The sequence below is a fragment of the Granulicella rosea genome, from assembly GCF_900188085.1.
Taxonomy (GTDB): domain Bacteria; phylum Acidobacteriota; class Terriglobia; order Terriglobales; family Acidobacteriaceae; genus Edaphobacter; species Edaphobacter rosea.
The window spans coordinates 376,950-395,152 of record NZ_FZOU01000001.1; the positions used below are offsets into that span (position 1 = coordinate 376,950).

The 18,203-nt window shown below is 64.7% G+C and carries 13 protein-coding genes; 3 read left to right on the top strand and 10 right to left on the bottom strand.

What is annotated here, in order from left to right:
• Positions 1-50: 50 nt before the first annotated feature.
• Together CHB87_RS01735 and CHB87_RS01740 are read right to left on the bottom strand one after the other, a co-directional pair.
• Complete coding sequence (locus CHB87_RS01735; protein WP_089406652.1) at positions 51-482, bottom strand: REP-associated tyrosine transposase; 432 nt, start codon at positions 480-482, stop codon at positions 51-53.
• A 156-nt stretch (positions 483-638) separates the two neighbouring features.
• Positions 639-1,823 carry an ROK family protein gene (locus tag CHB87_RS01740; RefSeq protein ID WP_089406653.1) on the bottom strand — a complete coding sequence of 395 codons (1,185 nt, stop codon included), beginning with the start codon at positions 1,821-1,823 and terminating at the stop codon, positions 639-641.
• 314 nt (positions 1,824-2,137) lie between these two features.
• On the opposite strand from CHB87_RS01740, the gene CHB87_RS01745 reads away from it, so the two are divergent.
• Together CHB87_RS01745 and xylB are read left to right on the top strand one after the other, a co-directional pair.
• Positions 2,138-3,454, top strand: a complete 1,317-nt coding sequence (locus CHB87_RS01745; protein WP_089406654.1) for a sugar MFS transporter — start codon at positions 2,138-2,140, stop codon at positions 3,452-3,454.
• Positions 3,455-3,743: 289 nt separating this feature from the next.
• A complete protein-coding gene (gene xylB, locus CHB87_RS01750) occupies positions 3,744-5,207 on the top strand; it encodes a xylulokinase (protein ID WP_089406655.1) in 1,464 nt (487 codons plus the stop codon).
• Between the two features lie 184 nt (positions 5,208-5,391).
• Here xylB and CHB87_RS01755 read toward each other — a convergent pair whose 3' ends face one another.
• The 8 genes from CHB87_RS01755 to CHB87_RS01790 form a co-directional block, all read right to left on the bottom strand.
• The gene (locus CHB87_RS01755; RefSeq protein ID WP_089406656.1) at positions 5,392-7,362 is read right to left on the bottom strand and encodes a putative Ig domain-containing protein; all 1,971 of its coding nucleotides are present in this window, start codon (positions 7,360-7,362) and stop codon (positions 5,392-5,394) included.
• Between the two features lie 286 nt (positions 7,363-7,648).
• Positions 7,649-8,044: a hypothetical protein gene (locus CHB87_RS01760; RefSeq protein ID WP_089406657.1), complete on the bottom strand. Its 396-nt coding sequence runs from the start codon at positions 8,042-8,044 to the stop codon at positions 7,649-7,651.
• A gap of 13 nt (positions 8,045-8,057) precedes the next feature.
• The gene (locus CHB87_RS01765; RefSeq protein ID WP_245817763.1) at positions 8,058-9,776 is read right to left on the bottom strand and encodes an NAD(P)/FAD-dependent oxidoreductase; all 1,719 of its coding nucleotides are present in this window, start codon (positions 9,774-9,776) and stop codon (positions 8,058-8,060) included.
• Between the two features lie 265 nt (positions 9,777-10,041).
• Positions 10,042-11,760, bottom strand: a complete 1,719-nt coding sequence (locus CHB87_RS01770) for a GMC oxidoreductase (RefSeq protein ID WP_089406659.1) — start codon at positions 11,758-11,760, stop codon at positions 10,042-10,044.
• A gap of 39 nt (positions 11,761-11,799) precedes the next feature.
• The gene (locus tag CHB87_RS01775) at positions 11,800-12,573 is read right to left on the bottom strand and encodes a class I SAM-dependent methyltransferase (protein ID WP_142988160.1); all 774 of its coding nucleotides are present in this window, start codon (positions 12,571-12,573) and stop codon (positions 11,800-11,802) included.
• Positions 12,574-12,585: 12 nt separating this feature from the next.
• Positions 12,586-12,975, bottom strand: a complete 390-nt coding sequence (locus tag CHB87_RS01780) for an RNA-binding S4 domain-containing protein (RefSeq protein ID WP_089406661.1) — start codon at positions 12,973-12,975, stop codon at positions 12,586-12,588.
• 12 nt (positions 12,976-12,987) lie between these two features.
• Positions 12,988-16,647, bottom strand: coding sequence for a PAS domain-containing protein (locus CHB87_RS01785; RefSeq protein WP_089406662.1), 3,660 nt, complete (start codon positions 16,645-16,647; stop codon positions 12,988-12,990).
• Between the two features lie 62 nt (positions 16,648-16,709).
• A complete protein-coding gene (locus tag CHB87_RS01790) occupies positions 16,710-17,372 on the bottom strand; it encodes a YceH family protein (RefSeq protein ID WP_089406663.1) in 663 nt (220 codons plus the stop codon).
• A gap of 184 nt (positions 17,373-17,556) precedes the next feature.
• Between CHB87_RS01790 and CHB87_RS01795 the strand changes: the two genes are divergently transcribed.
• Complete coding sequence (locus tag CHB87_RS01795; protein WP_089406664.1) at positions 17,557-18,171, top strand: peptidoglycan L,D-endopeptidase MepK; 615 nt, start codon at positions 17,557-17,559, stop codon at positions 18,169-18,171.
• Positions 18,172-18,203: the final 32 nt, after the last annotated feature.

The window sequence follows — 18,203 nt, forward strand, 5'->3', positions numbered from 1 at the left end:
CCGACGATACGACCTGCCGGCACGTGGGCTTCAGCCCCGGGATATGGGTTTCACGTCGCCCAAACCGCCGGTGTCGGATCGATACGGTCCATGAACCGCGTATGCACATATGGGTAATCGACGAGGCGCCGCTTCACCGGGTTGTTCGTGATGTAAGAGAGCTGATTCCGGTAGTCCTCGCCATCGGTGACACGATGTGCGTGATACCCGGTCTGCCAGACCTCGCCGGGGTATTGCTTCCGCATGGCGAAGGAATAACCGCCTTTGATCAACTGGGCCATCTTTTCGATCGGCTCTTCGGGCGTCGCCAGCACATGCAGGTGGTCCGGCATGACAACGAAGCCATGAAGAAGGTAGCGTCCCTGGTCACGGTAGCGGAATAACGTGTCGATCAGGAGCTCGGCATTTGCGGCGCGTTGGAAGGTCTGGCGTCGCTGGTGAGAGACGGCCGTCAGTGCATAGGTTTGCGGTCGTTGGCGCATGATGAAAAACCCATATCCCAAGGGCTGAAGCCCATTTCCCGGAGGGTCTAGAGTGCCTGGGCTAAAGCCCAGGCCTATCCAAGAGCAAGCGCCAGAGCCCAACTTTCTTCGTGCTTGTTGCACAGGCTAAAGCCGAGGCCTATTCAGGAGCAAGCTCTATAGCATCTGTCCTATCACCCGCTGCAGCAGCACCACCGCCGCCCCGCGCAGCCGCGCCGACTCCGCATCCGCCGCCGGTGCGAGCCTTGGCGCGATGCCGCCCAGCAGGTTCGTCGCCAGGTTCGCCTCGATCACCTTGCCGAAGATGCTCCAAAGCGACGTGATCTCGCCCGTCAGCAGGATCGTCTCCGGCGCGAGCGACGCCGTGAGCAGCCGCAGGCCTTTGCCGATGTACTCCGCCTGGCGGGTGAGCGCGGCGAGCGCCTGCGGGTCGCCCTCCTCGGCCAGGTGCATCAGGCCGGTGACGTCGGGCGTCGCGGCCTCGGGCGCCAGCTCCGCGTAGTAGCGCAGCGCGGCCGAAGAGCTGGCGAGCGTCTCCCAGCAGCCCTGCTGTCCGCAGCCGCAGAGCGGGCCCGCGGGGTCGAGCTGGATGTGGCCGAACTCGCCCGCCATGCCCGAGTGTCCGCGCACCAGGCGACCGTTGGTCATCAGCGCCGTGCCCACGCCCTCATCGATCGCCACCAGCACGGCGTCGCGGACGCCCTGCATGCGGCCGAACCAGAGCTCCGACAACAGGCAGCCGTTCGCGTCGTTTTCAAGCTCCACCGGCAGCTTCATACGCTCCTCGAACGCGGCGCGAATGTCGAGGTTCACCCAGTTGAGGTTTGGCGCGAAGACCAGATGCTGGGTCGCGGGATCGATCCGGCCGGGCAGGCTGACGCCGATGCCCTTGATGGTCATCGCGGCGTGCTCGGCGCGCATGGCGCTCATGCACTCCGTCATGGCCTGGATCGCGCGGAGCGGCTGCGATGCCAGTGGAATGATGCGCCGGGCAAGCAGGCGCCCCGGCAGGTCGAGCAGCGCGACCACCGCGCGTCGCGGATGGACGTCGGCCACGAGCACGCCAATGCGGTCGTTCAGCGAGAGCATGGTCGGGCGCCGTCCGCGCGGACGCGCAACGGACCCGCCCTCCACCACCCAGCCCTCGGCCTTCAACTCGTCGACCACCACCGAGACGGTGCTGGGCCTTATGCCGGAATCGCGCGCCAGATCGGCTCGCGAGAGCGGCTGCCGCAGGCGGATCAACTGGAGCAGGAGGTCGCGGTTGTGGCGCCGCGCCAGCTCCGCCGCAAGCGGTTCAAAGTCTCCAGGGCGGGTTGAATTTCGATCTTCCGGGTTCACAGCGCGATATTATTCTTCCGCGTTAGGAATTAGCAAGACAATCTTGCGCGAGAAACGGAGGGTGGTCCGACCGCTCTCCGAATGGAGGATTTGCGGGCGAAAAACACCCAAGTAACGGTTTTCTCGGAATTAGGCCACGCCGGATTTTCTCCCGGTTCCGGCGAATCGAACGCCTTGGATTATTTATTTGACTTCAGTCCCGCCGGGACCATATAGTTCCGCTCGAATAGAAAATGCGGAAAAGAGAGATTCGAGCTTTACTCTCCTCGAGCACCTGTCGAGCAAGCTAATCAGGAAAGCAGGCACCTACTCGCATGGCGATGGCATCCTCCGGCAACACCCAGTTTGCAAGCTCCGGCTCCACGACCAATCGCGGCGCGCTTACGGTGGTCACCACCCTGTTCTTCATGTGGGGCTTCTGCACGGTGCTCAACGACGCGCTGATCCCACACCTGATGTCGATCTTTGCGCTGACCTACCTCAAGGCTTCGCTGATCCAACTGGCGTTCTTTGGGTCCTACTTCCTCTTCGCGCAGCCGGCCAGCAAGCTGATCGAGACGGTAGGCTACCAGCGCACGATGGTCGTGGGTCTGATCACCATGGCGGTCGGCGCGCTGCTGTTTCTGCCCGCGGCGCAGACCGCGCAGTATCCGCTCTTCCTGGCCGCGCAGGTGGTGCTCGCCGCGGGCGTGACCGTACTGCAGGTGGCGGCGAATCCTTACGTGACGATTCTTGGACCGCCGGAGACCGCGGCCAGCCGTTTGAATCTGACGCAGGCCTTCAACACGCTCGGAGATACGGTTGCGCCGTACTTCGGCAGCATCCTGATCCTGGGCGCGACGACTGCCGCGACCGCGCCGCTCGACCCGGCCGGCGCGATGGCCTTCCGCATTCATCAGGCCGCGTCGGTCAAGATGCCGTACATCCTGATCGCCGGCATCCTCATCCTGCTCGCACTGGCCATCGCCCTGTACAAGTTTCCGCGCATCGAGGTGACGCAGGACTTCCGTCCCGGCGCGAACGACCTGGAGAAGGAAAGCATCTGGAAGCATCGCCATGTGTGGCTCGGCGCGCTCGCCATCTTCATCTACGTCGGCGCCGAGGTCTCGATCGGCAGCTTTCTCGCCAAGTACATCGCGGACCCGGCCATCGGCAACATGACGCTGCAGAGCGCCACGCAACTCGTTACGCTTTACTGGGCAGGCATGATGGTGGGACGGTTCGTCGGCGCCGCCGTGATGCAGCGGGTCGCACCGAACAAGCTGCTGGTGCTGGTCGGCGGCGGCGCGGCGTTGATGGTGCTCGGATCGCTGCTCACGACCGGAACAGTCGCCATGGTGACGATCCTGGCGGTCGGCCTGTTCAACAGCATCATGTTCCCGACGATCTTCACGCTGGGCGTCGCGGAGCTTGGCCCGCTGACCGGTCGTGGCTCCGGCCTGCTGGTGCAGGCGATCGTCGGCGGCGCCGGCGTGCCGGTGCTGATGGGCGCCATGGCGGATAGGGTTGGCATCCATCGCGCGCTGATCCTGCCCTTCATCTGCTACCTGTTCATCATCTATTACGGCCTCGCGGGCTACCGCATTCAGCCGGGCGAAAGCCAGAGCCACCTTGAGGCAGTAAAAAGTTAGTGGTTCGTTGTTCGTGAATGGTGGTTAGTGGATCTTCCATTAGCCACCATTTTCGATCAACGCTTGGCAACGCTGCCAAGATGCGTGCGTGGCAGATAACTTCGGGATAGGTCCGGGCTTCAGCCCGGACAAGTCGGGCCGGCACAATCTGGGCTTTAGCCCCGGGGATATGGTTTCTCAGCTGACGAACCCATATCCCTGGGGCTAAAGCCCGAATCTTTCGCTTGTTGGTTTGTCCAGGCCGAAGCCCGGACCTATCCAGAATCCAAACCTCGTTTCAGGAGGAAACATGTTCTTAGGCGTAGACGTAGGCACCGGCGGCACCCGCGCCGTACTGGTAGATCGTTTGGGACGCGTGGCGGCTTCGGTGGCGTGTGAGCATGCGCCGATTCATTCGGCCGAGATCGGCTGGGCCGAGCAGGATCCCGACGACTGGTGGCGCGCCGCGCAGACCGCCATCTCGGGCGTCATGGCGACCGCGAAGGCCGAAGGCATCACGGTCGAGGCCGCCGGCCTGACCGGCCAGATGCACGGCTGCGTCATGCTCGACGCGGACGGCAAAGTCCTGCGTCCGGCCTTGATCTGGTGCGACCAGCGCACGCAGCCGCAGTGCGACTGGCTGACCGAAAAGATCGGCTACGAGCGGCTGATCGAGCTGACCTGCAACCCCGCGCTGCCGAACTTCACCCTGACCAAGCTGCTGTGGGTGCGCGAGCATGAGCCGGAGATCTTCGCCAAAATCGCGCAGGTGATGTGCCCAAAGGACTACGTCCGCTACAAGATGACGGGCGCGTACGCGATCGATATGCAGGAGGCATCGGGCACGCTGCTGCTCGACGTGACCAACCGCCGCTGGTCTTCTGAAGTCGCCGAGGCGGCAGGCATCCCGATGTCGTGGCTGCCGCCGCTCTTCGAGGGCCCGGAGGTCTGCGGGCACATCACGCCCGAGGGCGCCGCCGCCACCGGACTCGCCATCGGCACGCCGGTCGTCGCGGGCGCGGGCGATCAGGGCGCCGGCGCGGTAGGCATGGGGATTCTCGAACCGGGTTCGGTCTCGTCGACGATCGGAACCTCGGGCGTGGTCTTCGCCGCGACCGCCGCGCCGACCAAGGACGCGAAGGGCCGGCTGCACACCTTCTGCCACGCCGCGCCGGGCATCTGGCACGTGATGGGCGTAACCAACGGCGCGGGTCTGAGCTTCCGCTTCTTCCGCGACACCTTCGCCCCGAAGCACAGCTACGACGAGCTGACCGCGCTGGCCGCAGCCGTCCCCGCCGGGTCGGACGGCATGCTGTGGACGCCGTACCTCTTCGGCGAGCGCACGCCGCATCTCGACGCGAAGGCGCGCGCGGCCTTCACCGGCATCACGGCGTCGCATACGCTGGGTCACTTCGTCCGCGCGGTGCTCGAAGGCGTTGCTTTTAGCTTAAAGGACACCTTCACGCTCTTCGCCGAGCTGGGAATTCCGGTCGAAAAGATTCGTCTGGGCGGCGGCGGCGCGCGGGGTCCGCTATGGCGGCAGATTCAGGCCGATGTCTACAACCACGCGGTCGAGCTGCTCGAAGCCGAGGAGGGCGGAGCCTTCGGCGCGGCGCTGCTGGCAGGAACGGGCGCCGGCGCGTGGCCTACCGTGCAGGCGGCCTGCGCGGCGACGATTCGCGCCGCGGCAACGATAGAACCGAAGGATGCGGCGGCGATGCAGGCAGCCTATCCGCGGTATCGCGAGGTGTATCCGGCGTTGAAGAATCTGTAACTACGCGGCCCGTGGGCGCCCCACCCAAAATGCTCGTCATCCTGAGCAACGCGAAGGATCCCTGTATTGGCTTTTGCACTTGCCTTGGTTCTCGTTCAAGCGAGAGCAACGGCAAAGACGAAAGCCAATACAGGGATCCTTCACTACGTTCAGGATGACGAGATTTTGTGCAGAGTCCAAAACCCTACGGAATAATCAGCTCGGTCGCGCTATAAGGCTGCACCATCACGTACACCGTATTCCCGTTGGCCACGGAGACGGTAGCCGCCGCCAGAGTGGGCGAACCCTGCACCGTATTGATGCCATAGGTATACTGCGACGCCGTCGCGCCCAGTGTGCTGCCGGAGACCGACACCTGCACCGCAACGGCGTTCGCGGGGTCGGAGTTGACCAGCATGACGCCCTTCTGGCCATTGGCCTTCAGCGAGGCGTGCACCACCACCGAACTGCTGGTGGAGGTGGTCGCGACCAACGCGTCGCCCACGCCGGCGAGCATGTGCGCCAACTCCAGGCCGTAGTACGCGGGGCCGGTGGCCTCCGTGCCCTCGGCAAGATAGGTCCCGTTGTGCAGCTCCAGCCACTCGATGTTGGACGCGCCTGCTTCGAGCGACGTAAGGGTGTCGTGCGCGGCGTAGAGTCCTTCGACGGCGGCCGGCGTGCCCGGCAGGATCGTTCCGTTGGGGCCGGTTTCGGTCACGAAGACCTGCATGTTCGCGGCGTTGGACGGGCAGTATTGTGCAAGCTGCTTCTTCAGGTTGGCGACCATGGGGACGAGGTCGCCCTGCGGCGAGCTCAGCATCTGCGCGGCCGTGACGCCGTTGTACGTGCCGGGATAGTAGTGGATGACGGCGAAGTCGAAGTTCGTGCCGCCGCAGACCGCGCCCAGCACCGCCGGGTTGAAGGTCGAGGGCACCGGGTCGATGCCGTTCGAGGTGACGACGCCGATCTTGATCGTCGGGTCGACCGCCTTCATCGCCAGGATGTAGCCGATGGCGTTCGTCCCATAGGCCGCGGGCGAGAGCCGCGCATCGCCCACGCGCGGGTTGGCGACGGCGGTGGCGCTGTAGCCATCGGGGTAAACATACGGCGCGTGCCGGTCGCTCTCGACGCTCTCCGTCTCGTAGCCGTTGTAGTAGATCTCGTTGCCGATCTCCCAGTACTTGATGCCGATGGGGTTGGTCAGGCCGAGGCGCAGGAAGTTGAAGCCATCGTCGACCGGCAGCGGCTTGGCCGCGCGCATCGTGGCCCAGTAACCGACCGTCTTCCAGTCGAAGCCCGCGGCGTCGATGCCGATGGATTGCGTATTCGACGGGCTGCCGTTCGAGTAGGCGACCCAGGCGGCGGCCTCCTGCGGCTGGCCGTAGGTGTTGGGGTCGGAGCAGGTGGGCGTCTGGTAGGTGCTGGTCGAGACCGTGCCAAGGGAGTTCGCGACGCTGGAGCCGTAGTTGACCGTGATGATGCCCTGCGCGCCCGAGGCCTGCATCGTCCGGACGAAGGCGCCGAAGTCGCTGCCGGGCGCAAGATAGCCGTTCGAGATGATGCCGCAGGCGCCGGGGTCCGACGCCGCGATGGGCGTCATGGCGTACTGCGCCCAGTGGTAGTTGTCCGAGTACGACCCGCCAGGGTAGCGCAGCATGGCGACGCCGGTGTTCTTCAAAAGCGCGGGTAGCGCGGCCGTATCGGCCAGGCTGGTGTCGTAGGCGGAGGTGTGCAGGCCGTAGCCGGTGGCGGGTACGACCGCGAGCGTCTGCGCGGTGTTCACCTGTACGACGACGCCCGAGACGGTCACGGTCGCCGAACCGGTCGCCGAAAGCTGGGTCGCGCTCGAATCCTTCACGATGTAGTTGAAGCTGTATGTGCCGAGCGTGTTGGGCGTGCCCGAAAGATTGCCGGGGCTTGAGAGCGACAGCCCCGGAGGCAGCGTACCGCCGGTCATCGAGACCGTATAGGGCGAGCTGCCGCCCGAAAACTGAAACTGGTTCGAATAGAACATTCCCAACTGCGCGCCGGGCAGCGAACTGGCCGTACCGATCAGGATCGGCGGAATAATCGTCGCGCCGGAGCCGGCCGTGGTCACGCCGTCGCCGCAGCCAGCCAGCAGGAGCGCGGGTAGGAGAAGGGCAAGGACGCGGGCGTGCAGGGGAAGTATGCGCATGAGAGGCTCTACACCAGCTTCGCAGACTCCGGGGTGTCAGGGGCTACCACTATCCGGGGAGAGTGTTAATTTTCAAGGGGCGGGCTCGTCTTGTTCGGTTCGCAGTTGGTCTTGTTGGTAGGTCGCCCTGTTTGTAGATCGTCTTTTTAACGGCACGGCTTTAGCACCGGCCCAAACGCTTGTCATCCTGAGAGTAGCGAAGGACGACAGGCATGTCGATTGCCGGCCGGCAGACGGTAAACGTCAAATCGCCTGCGAGCAAGACAAGTTTGTAAAGTGCTGAAAATTACCGCAGCGTAATCTTCACCTTCGAACCACTCTCATCGACGAACTGCACCAGCGTGTCGCTCATCGACACGCCGCGTCCGGCGCCGGCGATGGGCGTCACCGCGGTCTGCTCCGCATCCGTCAGGCAGACGACGCCCTGCAGGCACTGCAGCGGACGCACCGGCACGCCCGGCGTGCGGTTCCAGTGCTGGACCAGGTAGATGCGGTGCTGGCCGTGGCTGAGGTCTTCGAGCAGCACGTCGTTCGCATAGTTGATCATCACGCGGACGTCGCCGTTCACGGCAATATCGTCACGCTCGACCTTCGCGAGCGGGTCGCGGATGTAGAGCCGCAGCTTCATGACGATGACAAAGACGATGGCGGCGGCGACCAGCAGGAGCAGAATCTTCTTCATTTCTCTTCTTCCTTTATTTCTTTTCTTCGTGATACTCCTGCTCGGTGTTGATCTTCCACAGCGACGGCTTGTCGACGTGGCCGGCGGCGAGGCCGTCGACGACCGACATCGCCGTCAGCATGGAGTGGTCCTGGTTGTTGTACTTGTGCATCCCGTTGCGGCCGACCAGGAACAGGTTCTCGAACGAGTCCGTGTAGTCGCGCAGCTCATCGAAGCGCTCGTATGTTCCGAAGTACGCGGGATAGGTCTTGGGCACGCGCACGACGTGGCCGTCACTGACCGCGCCGGCTTCGAGGATGCCGATCTTCGCGACCTCGGCGATCGCGAATCGCTTCAGGGCCTCGTCCTCCATCTTCCACAGGTCGTCGGTGTCGTAGCAGAAGTATTCGAGGCCAATCCAGACCTTCGATGGATCGGAGACGAGATACGGACTCCAGTTGTTGAAGATCTGCAGCCGGCCCAGCAGCACGTCAGGCTCCTGCACGTAGATCCACGTGTCCTTGAGCAGGCCGCCGTCGATCTCCTTCACCTTCAGCCGGTCGGCGAGCAGGCCGACGGTGATGAAGTCGCGGTACTGCAGGCCGTCGCTCACCTCGCGGACGTTCGCCGGAACAGGGGCGTCCATGGCTTGAATGAGTTCGCGCATGGGCATGGTCGAAAAGAAATAGTCGCCGGTAAAGGTCTGGGTCTCGCCCGCGTCGTTGACTGCGTCGATGCTGGTCACACGGGCGCCCTCGCAATGGATCGCGACGACCTTCCAGCCCATGTGGATCTCGCCCCTGGCCTGGCCGTTCGGGCCTTCGACGCCCGCGCGGATCAGCTCGGCGACATGCTCCCACAACTGGCCGGGGCCGAACTTCGGGTACATAAAGCGCTCGATCAGGCTGGTGTCGGTGCCCTTCTGGGCGACGTCCTCGCTGCCGGGCGCGGCCTTGGGCTTCGGGCTGAAGGTCTTCTTGACGAAGTGCTTGAGGGCCGTCGTCAGGCTGAGACCCTTGATGCGCTGCGCGCCCCACTCGGCCGAGATCTGGTCGCAGGGCGTGCCCCACACCTTCTCCGTGTAGCTCTTGAAGAACGTAAGGTAGAGCTCGCGGCCGAAGCGGTTGATGAGGAAGTCTTCGAGGCTGTTCTCGGGCGAGATCTGCTTCACGCGCGAGAGCAGGTAGCTGGTCCCGACCTTCGCCATCCGCACCGGGCCGAGGTTCTGGATCGTCGTCGCGGTCAGCGTGATGGGATAATCGAAGAACTTGCGCAGATAGTAGATGCGGCTCTTGCGCGGCCGGATGAGCATGATGAGGTCCGGATCGGGCGGCGGCGCGGCGACGACCAGCGCCTCGGGCTTCAGCTCCGGGCTGTAGGCGGGCCGCTCGGCCGATGCGGTGTGGTCCTTGGGGCCGATGCCGCGCAGCACCGGCTCCTCCGGCAGGTGCGCCGGCACGGCCAGCGCGCGCGCCTTGCCCTGGTAGCTGATCGTCTCGCCATGCGCGCCCGCGCCGGGAGGCATCAGGTCCATCCACCACTGCATGACGCGGTCGGACTTCGAAAAGAAGCGGTGCCCGCCGATGTCCATGCGGTTGCCCTTGTACCGGATGGTGCGCGAGATGCCGCCAATTTCCTCACTCGCCTCTAAAAGTACCGGCTGAATGTCCGTCCGGCGCAGCAGTTCAAGGCCAGCGGTCAAACCCGCCGGGCCGGCGCCGATGATGATGGCTCGTCTCTGTGTCGTGCTCAATGCCGCGTCCCAACCCTCTGTCAACCTCGCAAGTTTATCCCAGTGGCGAGAGGGTTGGGACGTGGCGAGTGTGGTGAGGGGGGTGCTTAGAGGCATCCAACCATAACGCTGTCATCCTGAGCGGAGTCTTTCGCAGCTTCATCGCGAAAGAGGTAGTCGAAGGACCCGCGTTTCGCCCGGGCTGGCGAGGCTCTCCAGGCGAAAAGCAGGTCCTTCGGCTACGCTGCGCTCCGCTCAGGATGACAGATCGGGGAGGTGCACGGGCTCACCGCAGCCGCTCCGCCAGCAGATGATCCGCCACGCGGATCGCATTCGCGATGATCGTCAACGAAGGATTCACCGCGCTGGCGCTGGCGAAGACGCTCGCGTCGGCGATGTACAGGTTATCGAGGTCGTGCGCCTTGCAGTTGGCGTCGACGACGGAGGTATGCGGATCGCTGCCCATGCGGCACGTGCCGTTCTGGTGGCCGACGCCTTCGAGCGGGATGCGTTTCTTGAAGTACGCATGCAGCGGCAGCGAGGTCGTGGCGTGGCCCGCCTCCTTCAACACCTGCACCCAGCGGTCTTTCAACCGGTCGAAGCTCTCGACGTTGTTGGGCGTGTAACTCAGCTTGATGTGGCGCGGCGCGGCGATCGGCACCGTGCCAGCCTCGTTCACCAACCCGGTGTCGCCCGAGCCATGCGGCCCGAAGAGGCCGGGCTGCGGGCTGGGCAGGGAGCTGGGCGCGGCGCTCTCGACCGTGACGCGGTTATTCGGGTCGGGCAGGTCCTCGGTCGTCAGCCACCACGGCACCGCGTGCTGCTTCATCGTCTCGAGCACGAAGCCCGGCGTGAAGGCGGGCGCGTCGCCCTTCATCATCTCGAAGTGGAAGCTGCCCACGGGCTGCACCTGTCCCAGCGGGAACGGGTACGCCGGGTCCGAGTCCTTGAGGTAGAAGTCGTTCGTCCCCCAGGTCTTGGTGTAGCTGTCGTCGTTCTTCTGGGTCGAGATGGCGAGCAGCGCGTCCGCCTGGTGGTACATGAAGTTGCGACCCACCTGGTCGGACGAGTTGTTCGCCAGCCCGCGGGGATGCTTGTCGCTGGTCGACTGCAGCAGGATCACCGCCGAGTTGACCGCGCCGGCGCACAGGCAGAAGAAGCCGGCCTCATACCGCGCAATTCCCTTCTGCTGTCCGACGTGGTTCGGCCCGACATGCTCCACCTCCACCGCCGTCACCGCCGTGCCGGTCGAGTTCGTCAACATCCAGAGCACGCGCGAGTTGGTCATCAGCGTAACGTTCGGCAGGTGCATGATCTCGCGGATGCAGTTGATGTCGGCATCCGACTTGGCATGGAGAAGACAGGGGTAGCCGTCGCAGGTGTCGCAGCGGATGCACTTCGACGCGAGCGGATCGGCGGCGTTGCGCTTCAACCCCAGTGGAATGGGAAAGGTGTTGACCCCGAGCTTGCGCACAGCCACCTCGATCGACGCCATATGCGGCTCGTTGCCAAAAGAGGGATAGGGGTACTTCTTCGAGTGGAAGGGCTCAGTGGGATCGAAGCTGCTGCCGTAGCCGCCGGGGACCGAGGGCGCGTCGCCCAGGTCGCCGTGGACGTGGTAAAGCTCCTCGGCGCGCGTGTAGTACGGCTCGAGGTCGGCATAGCCGATGGGCCATGCGGGCGAGATGCCGCCCTTGTGCTGGATGACGCCGAAGTCCTCCGCGCGCATGCGGAACAGGGCCGCGCCGTAGACCTTGGTCTGTCCGCCGACGAAGTAGGCCTGCTGCGGATGCAGGTCGTTGCCGTCCTTATCCTGCCAGACCTCCCTGGTGTGATACCGGTTGTCGAGGAAGACGGCCGAGGTGTCCCAGTTCAGCTTCTCCTGCGGCATGAAGTTGCCGCGTTCGAGGATGAGGATGTTCTTGCCGGCCAGGGCGAGCTCGCGCGCGAGCGCTCCGCCACCAGCCCCGGTTCCGATAATGATCGCGTCGTACGGATTGGGCATGGAGCTTAGGATGCGCCTATTTCCGCCGGCGTGGTGAATTTATTTGCGCGGATCGTGGCGGTAGAGCGCGAAGGTCTCGTGCGTGATGCCGTGGCGATCGGCGGCCGCATCCTCCGGCGAGAGCGGCAGCTTGTAGAACCAGAGCTGCGCGAGGAACGGGAACTCCGCCATGATCGCGTCGTACGTCGGGTTGGCGTAGAGCAGGTAGACCTCGCGCGGATGCTCGCGGACGCTGTCGTCCAAACCGCGCAGAACCTGCCGCAGCGTGGGGCCAAGGAACGGGTGATAGAGGAAGACCACCAGCGGCGTCTGGGGAAGCGCGCAGGACGTAACGTCCGCGTGGAGGATGTCGAAGCTCGACAGAACGGGCCAGTGCGGTTGAAAGCTCCGCACGTTCCCGCGAGCGGCGGCGCAAAGCTCGCCCGAGAGCTCGATCCCCGCGATGCGTTCGAAGGGCAGCCGCGAGGCCACGAGCATCGCGCGCCCCTTGCCGCAGCCCATGTCGATGAAGGTGAAGCGGCGGGGATCGATACCGGTCGCGGCGAGATGATCGAGCGCAAGCGCCAGGGCCGACGGCGCGATGCCGTAGTAGTCGGTGGAGTAGAGGTCGTCGCTCAGCGTCTCGCCGGGGATGTAGCCGCCGGTGTCGACGCCATGCTCCGCGTCGAAGGGATGAGCGATCGCCTGCGCCTCGCCCACCGTGGGCAGGCTGCGCCGGTCGATGGCGTGGAGAGCGCGGCGATAGAGGCGTTTGGCAGGGTTCATGGGCGAGACACGCAAACGCAAAGGAGTGTTCGAGAGCTGTCGGCTCATGAACCCCTGAATCTAAAACCGGTGGATACGCCCGCGCAGTTTGTTCAGCGCGTTGCGGTCGTGCTTCGACGGCCGCCCTTCGGCCATGCCGCCCATTTCGAGCATCAGCTTGCGCTCCTCGGCGGCCTTCCTGCGCGCCTCGATGCTCTCCGGGCTCTCGCGGAAGAGCGTCGCCGCCACCGCCGCCGAGCCGCGCGACTCCGTCACCTGCAGCAGTTCGATCTGAAACTCGCCAGCCTCGTTCTTCACCTTCAACTGGTCGCCCACCTTCACATCGCGCGAGGCCTTGGCGCGTGCGCCGTTCACCTCGATGCGGCCGATGCCGCAGGCGTCCGACGCCAGCGTGCGCGTCTTGAAGAAGCGTGCGGCCCAGAGCCACTTGTCGATGCGTACCGAATCCATACCCTTCTTCTCTCAGTCTTCGGTCGGGATGCACGGCAGGAAGAGCGAGAAGACCGTGCCATGATGGCGTGCGTGCTCGCTGCTGCGGACGCGCAGGCGGCCATGATGGCGCTGCACGATCCCCTCCGAGATCCAGAGACCGAGGCCGGTTCCGTTGAGATCTTTCGTCGTGTAGAACGGCTCGAAGACGCGTGCCAGCACCTCCGGACTCATGCCGTGGCCGGTGTCGGCGATGGTCAGGCGTACGCCTTTGCGGCCCTGCGTGTCCACCTCGTCGTGCGCCCGAACCACCAGCCGTCCACCGTTACGCATGGCGTCGATCGCGTTGGCGATCAGGTTGTTCAGCACCTGGCGGATGTCGTTTTCAAAGCACAGGATGTGGGTCTGCGAGTCGTAGCGCGCCTCCACCCTGATGGACGAGTTCGCGAGCCGTCCCTGGTAGAGGTTCAGCACCGCGCCGATCAGCTCCGACGCGACCACGCTCGTGCGGCTGACCGCCTGACGATGAAACCGCAGCGTCTGCGTCGCGATCTGCGAGACGCGCGCCAGCTCCGACTGCGCCATCTGCACGTAGAGTTTCAAGTCCTCCGGCAGATTCTGCGTCATCGCAATCAGGTAGAGCAGGTTGGTGACGGCCTCCAGCGGATTGTTGATCTCATGCGAGATGGAGCTGGCCAGCCGACCCACCGCGGCCAGCTTCTCGCTCTGAATCAGAGCCGCCTCCGCCCGCTTCTGGCCCGTGATCTCAAGCGACGCCGCCGTGATGGCCTGCACCTTGCCGTCCGGCCCGTAGACCGGGAAGTAGTTGACGGTCCAGTAGCGATGTTCGTTCGGGCTGGACGCCACCGCGCCTTCGAGCAGACGGTTGCGGATCGGCGCACCTGCAGCCACCTCTTCAAACATCTCCCGCAGACCCTCGATCGGCGCAATCTCGGTGAGTGTGCGGCCCAGCACCTGCTCTTTAGGCAGGCCGACGATCTGCGCCTGCCGCTCGTTCAGCCGCAGGTAGCGAAACTCCACCGGGTCGAAGAGCGCAAGGCCGATGGGAGCCGTCTCGTAGACGGTTTCAAGCTCGGCGCGCTGGCGTTCCGTCTCCTCATGCTGCGCGAGCAGAGCCTCGGCGGCGGTGCGCGCCTGATGGATATCCATGCCGACACCCAGCCAGTAGAGGATGACCCCGGCTTCGTCGCGTACCGGAAGAGCCCGCAGGCTCCACCAGCGGAAGGCGCCATCCGCGGCCCTGCGGATGGGAGCCTCGATCTCGTAGTCGGCGCCGGTCTCGACCGAGCGGGTCCAGGCCTGGACGACGCGGTCGCGTTCCTCCGGGGGGAATCCGTCGAGCCAGCCCAGCCCCGCGATATCCGAGAGCTTGCGGCCCAGATAGTCCAGAAAGCCCTGGTTTGCGTAGGTGATATTACCCTGGGCGTCGCCCATCCAAAGCGCCTGCGGATTCAGCTCGGTGAGCACGCGATAACGCGCCTCGCTGGCCACCAGCACGGCCTCATTGCGCTTGCGTTCCGTAATGTCGATCGCGATGCCGCGCAGATAGCGCGGCACGCCGTCCTCGGCGATCGCCTGGAAGCGCGACTCCACCCAGATCGGCTCGCCGGTCCGGTCCTGTATCTCGAACTCCACCGTGACCGGACGCAACGTCCGCTTGGCCAGCGCCACGGCGTCTGCCACCGCCTGATTGTGGCGCGGCGAACGCAGCTTGCGGAACGCGGCCAGGTCCGTCAAATCCGCGAACGGATGTCCATACACCTCGAACGCGCCCGGCCCAAAAGTCACGACATCCGTCTTGAGGTCGATGTTATAGGTTGCGGCGCGCGCTGCACGCTGCACGACGGCGAGCAGCTCCCTCTGCTCGCGCAACACCTCCGCCGACTCTCGCTGCTGCGTGATGTCGCGGAAGAAGACCACGATGCCCTCGCTGGTGGCGCGTGTTTCGGCGGAGATCCAGCGCTCCGAAACGGGCGACCACGCCTCGAACTCCGACGGCAGCTCGGTCTCCATCGTCCGCCGGTACTGCCGCTCGAACTCGGTCCCGAGCAGCTCCGGATAGACCTGCCAGAACTCCGCGCCCATCAAACCGTCCACCCGCGACATGAGCTCCCGCGCCCGCCGGTTGAGGTAGTTGACCTTCCAGTCCCGATGGAGCGAGACGATCGCGTCCGAGGTGACCTCGAAGACCTGCTGCAGTTGCCGCGCCGCCGCCTCGCGTGCCGCCTCCGCGCGCTTGCGGTCGGTGATGTCGAAGGTGATGCCCTGCAGGTAGCGCGGTGCGCCGTCCGCCGCGATAGCCTGCGCCCGCGCCTCCAGCCAGATGCTCTCGCCGGTCGGCGGCAGGGCCTGGAACTCGATCGTCACCGGTCGCATCGTACGGGCAGCCTCGGCCGCCTTCTCGCGGATCAGCTCATGATGCCGGGGCGCGATGACACTATAGAACTTCGAGATCGAATCGATCTCGCCGAGCGGCAGACCGTAGACCGGGTACGAACCCTGGCCGAAGGTCAGCTCACGGGTGATGAAATCCATCTCCCAGGTCGCGACGCGCGCGGTCTGCTGCACCTCGTTCAGCAGCTCCTGCTGTTTGCGCAACGTCTCCTCGGACTTACGGCGTTCGGTGATGTCGCTGAAGAAGAAGACGATGCCGTCGTCCGATGGGCGGGTGGAGATCGCATACCAACGGTAGAGCGGCTCGCCGTAGTAGGTCTCGAAGTCCGCGCCGATCCCCTCCTCCATGGCCCGCCGATGGTAGCTGCCCGCCTCACTGTGGATCGCCGCCGGAAACTCCTCCCAGAAGTTCTTGCCCAGCAGGTTGGGCTTGCCGGGCATCAACTCCTCCGCCCGACGGTTGAGGAAGGTGTAGTTCCAGTTCCGGTCCAGCGCGACGATGCCGTCGGACGTGATATCGAAGACCTCCTGCAGCCGCCGGGCGACGGCCTCGCGCGCCTGGTCCGCAAGCTTGGCCGCGGTGATATCGCGAGAGAAGACGATGATGCCCTCGTCGAAGGCGCGGGCGTAGACTTTGAACCAGATGTTCAGCGGCTCGGGATAGTAAGCCTCGAACTCGGTCGGCGTGCGATGCACCATGGTCGACCAGTAGTTCGAATAAAAGGGCTCCTCCAGATTGCCGGGCAGATCCTTCCAGGTGTTCTTCCCCACCGGATTGCCCTGCAGCAGCCGCGCCGCCACGTTGTTGGCGTAGACGCAGTTCCACTGGCGGTCGATGCAGACGATCGCGTCGGTCGAAGCCTCCAGCACCTGGTGAAACTGGCGCAGCGCGGCCTCGCGGCTGGCCTCCGTACGCTTGGCCTCGGTGATCTCGCGGTAGTAGAGCGCGAGCCCCTGCGAGACGGGCTGCAGGGTGATGTCGAGCCAGATATCGAAGGGCGCATAAAAGATCTCGCGCCGCGCGGAGACGCGGCTCTCCATCGCCGTGCGGTAAAAAACCTCGATCTCCGTGCCGGCGGCCTGCGGATAAAGCTGCCAGTGCGTCGCCTGCGGCAACTCGCCGTCGGAGAGCCGGCTGATCCGGCGCGCTGCATGGTTGGCGTAGACAAAACGCCACTCGAAGTCCAGCACCAGCACGGCGTCCGGCAGCGTCTCCAGGACGCGCAGTAGATCGGGCGTCAGGTCGGGCGTCGTGGCGGATTGGGGGGTGTTCGTCATCGCAGTTTGAAGCGAATTCGTCTCGGCTCCGCTGGCTTGAGTTTAGCCCAGAGGCCGCCGCATCACGCACCCGATTCTAACGCCGACAACCTCCGTTCCAGCTCCTCAATGCGAAGGCGCAGAGCTTCCACTTCGGCTTCCAAATGCGAAGGCGCCGTACGCTCCGCGCGAACCGGACCAGGCTCGGAGTGCGCAGCCAGCGTGGCGGGATCGCCCAGCAGATGCGCGTATCGCGCCTCGCGCGCGCCGGGCTGGCGCGGAAGCAGAACCGCCAACGGACCTTCGCCCAGCTTCGCCTCCGGTCCAGCGGCCGGCCGGCTCGCAAGCCGCTCCAGCGTGGAGACCACCGAGCCCAGATCGTCGAAGCTGTGCATGCGGTCGGACCGGCTGCGGATCTCGCCCGGCGTCTGCGGCCCGCGCAGCAGCAACAGGCAGATGACCGCCGTCTCGTCGCGGCGCAGATTGAAGACCGTGCGCGCGCGATGCTCGTACTTCGGCACGCGTGAGTCGCGGGTCGGCGTCACCAGCCCAAGGTCTTCCAGCACATGCAACGCCTGGCGCACGTCGTCCTCGGTCAGATCGAGCACCGGCTCCCGGCTGCTGCGCTGGTTGCAGGCCGAGATCAGGGAGTTGAGCGACAGAGGATAGTTCTCCGGCGTCGTCATCTCTTTTTCCATCAACGCGCCCAGGACGCGAAGCGATTCGAGGTCGAAAGTCATATCCATAGCTTGCCACTAAACGGCGGCGTCCGGAAATGGAATGGGGTTGCCCGATGTGACACGAATATTACATCTCGCTTCTTTTTTCTGCGGCCGGCTCCGGTAGACTGAATTTATCGAATCGCGATTTGCGGATCGCATTTGCCGAACGAGATTTTGATGCAGACTTCAAAGACCCCCGGGAGTATCGATGATTCAGCGGTTAGCGTGGTGCGGACGTGTGGCGGCGGCTCTTGTTTTCAGCATGTTGGCGGTTTCGGCACACGCGGCCGAGACCAACGGCACGGATGAGGTGGCGGGCAAAGGCCTTTCGATTCATAGCCTCAGCGGCCAGCGATACAGCCTGCATCTCCACCATCTGCACACGGGCGAGGATATCGACATCGTCTATAAGGTCGGCGAGACCTACATTCCCGAGGCGCTGGCGAAGCTGAACTATTTCCTGCGCGACCACCGGACGAACGACGTCAGCCACTACGACCCGAAGGAGTTCGACCTGCTGCACTCCATGATGGCGAAGCTGGGTCGTCCACAGGGCGTGATCGACATCGTCTGCGGCTACCGGACGCCGTGGAGCAATAACTATCTGCGCGGCCGCTCGGCCAACACCGGCGTGGCGAAGAACAGCCAGCATGTACAGGCCAGGGCGATCGACATCAAGGTGCCGGGCCTGGCGACTGCGAAGCTGCGCGATCTGGCGGAGAGCTTCCACGCCGGCGGCGTCGGCTACTACCCCGTGTCGCAGTTCGTCCACGTGGACGTCGGCCCGGTGCGGACGTGGTCCTTCAGCGGCAAGGGCGACTGAACGCCTCTCCGCTTCCGGCCAATGTCGCCGTT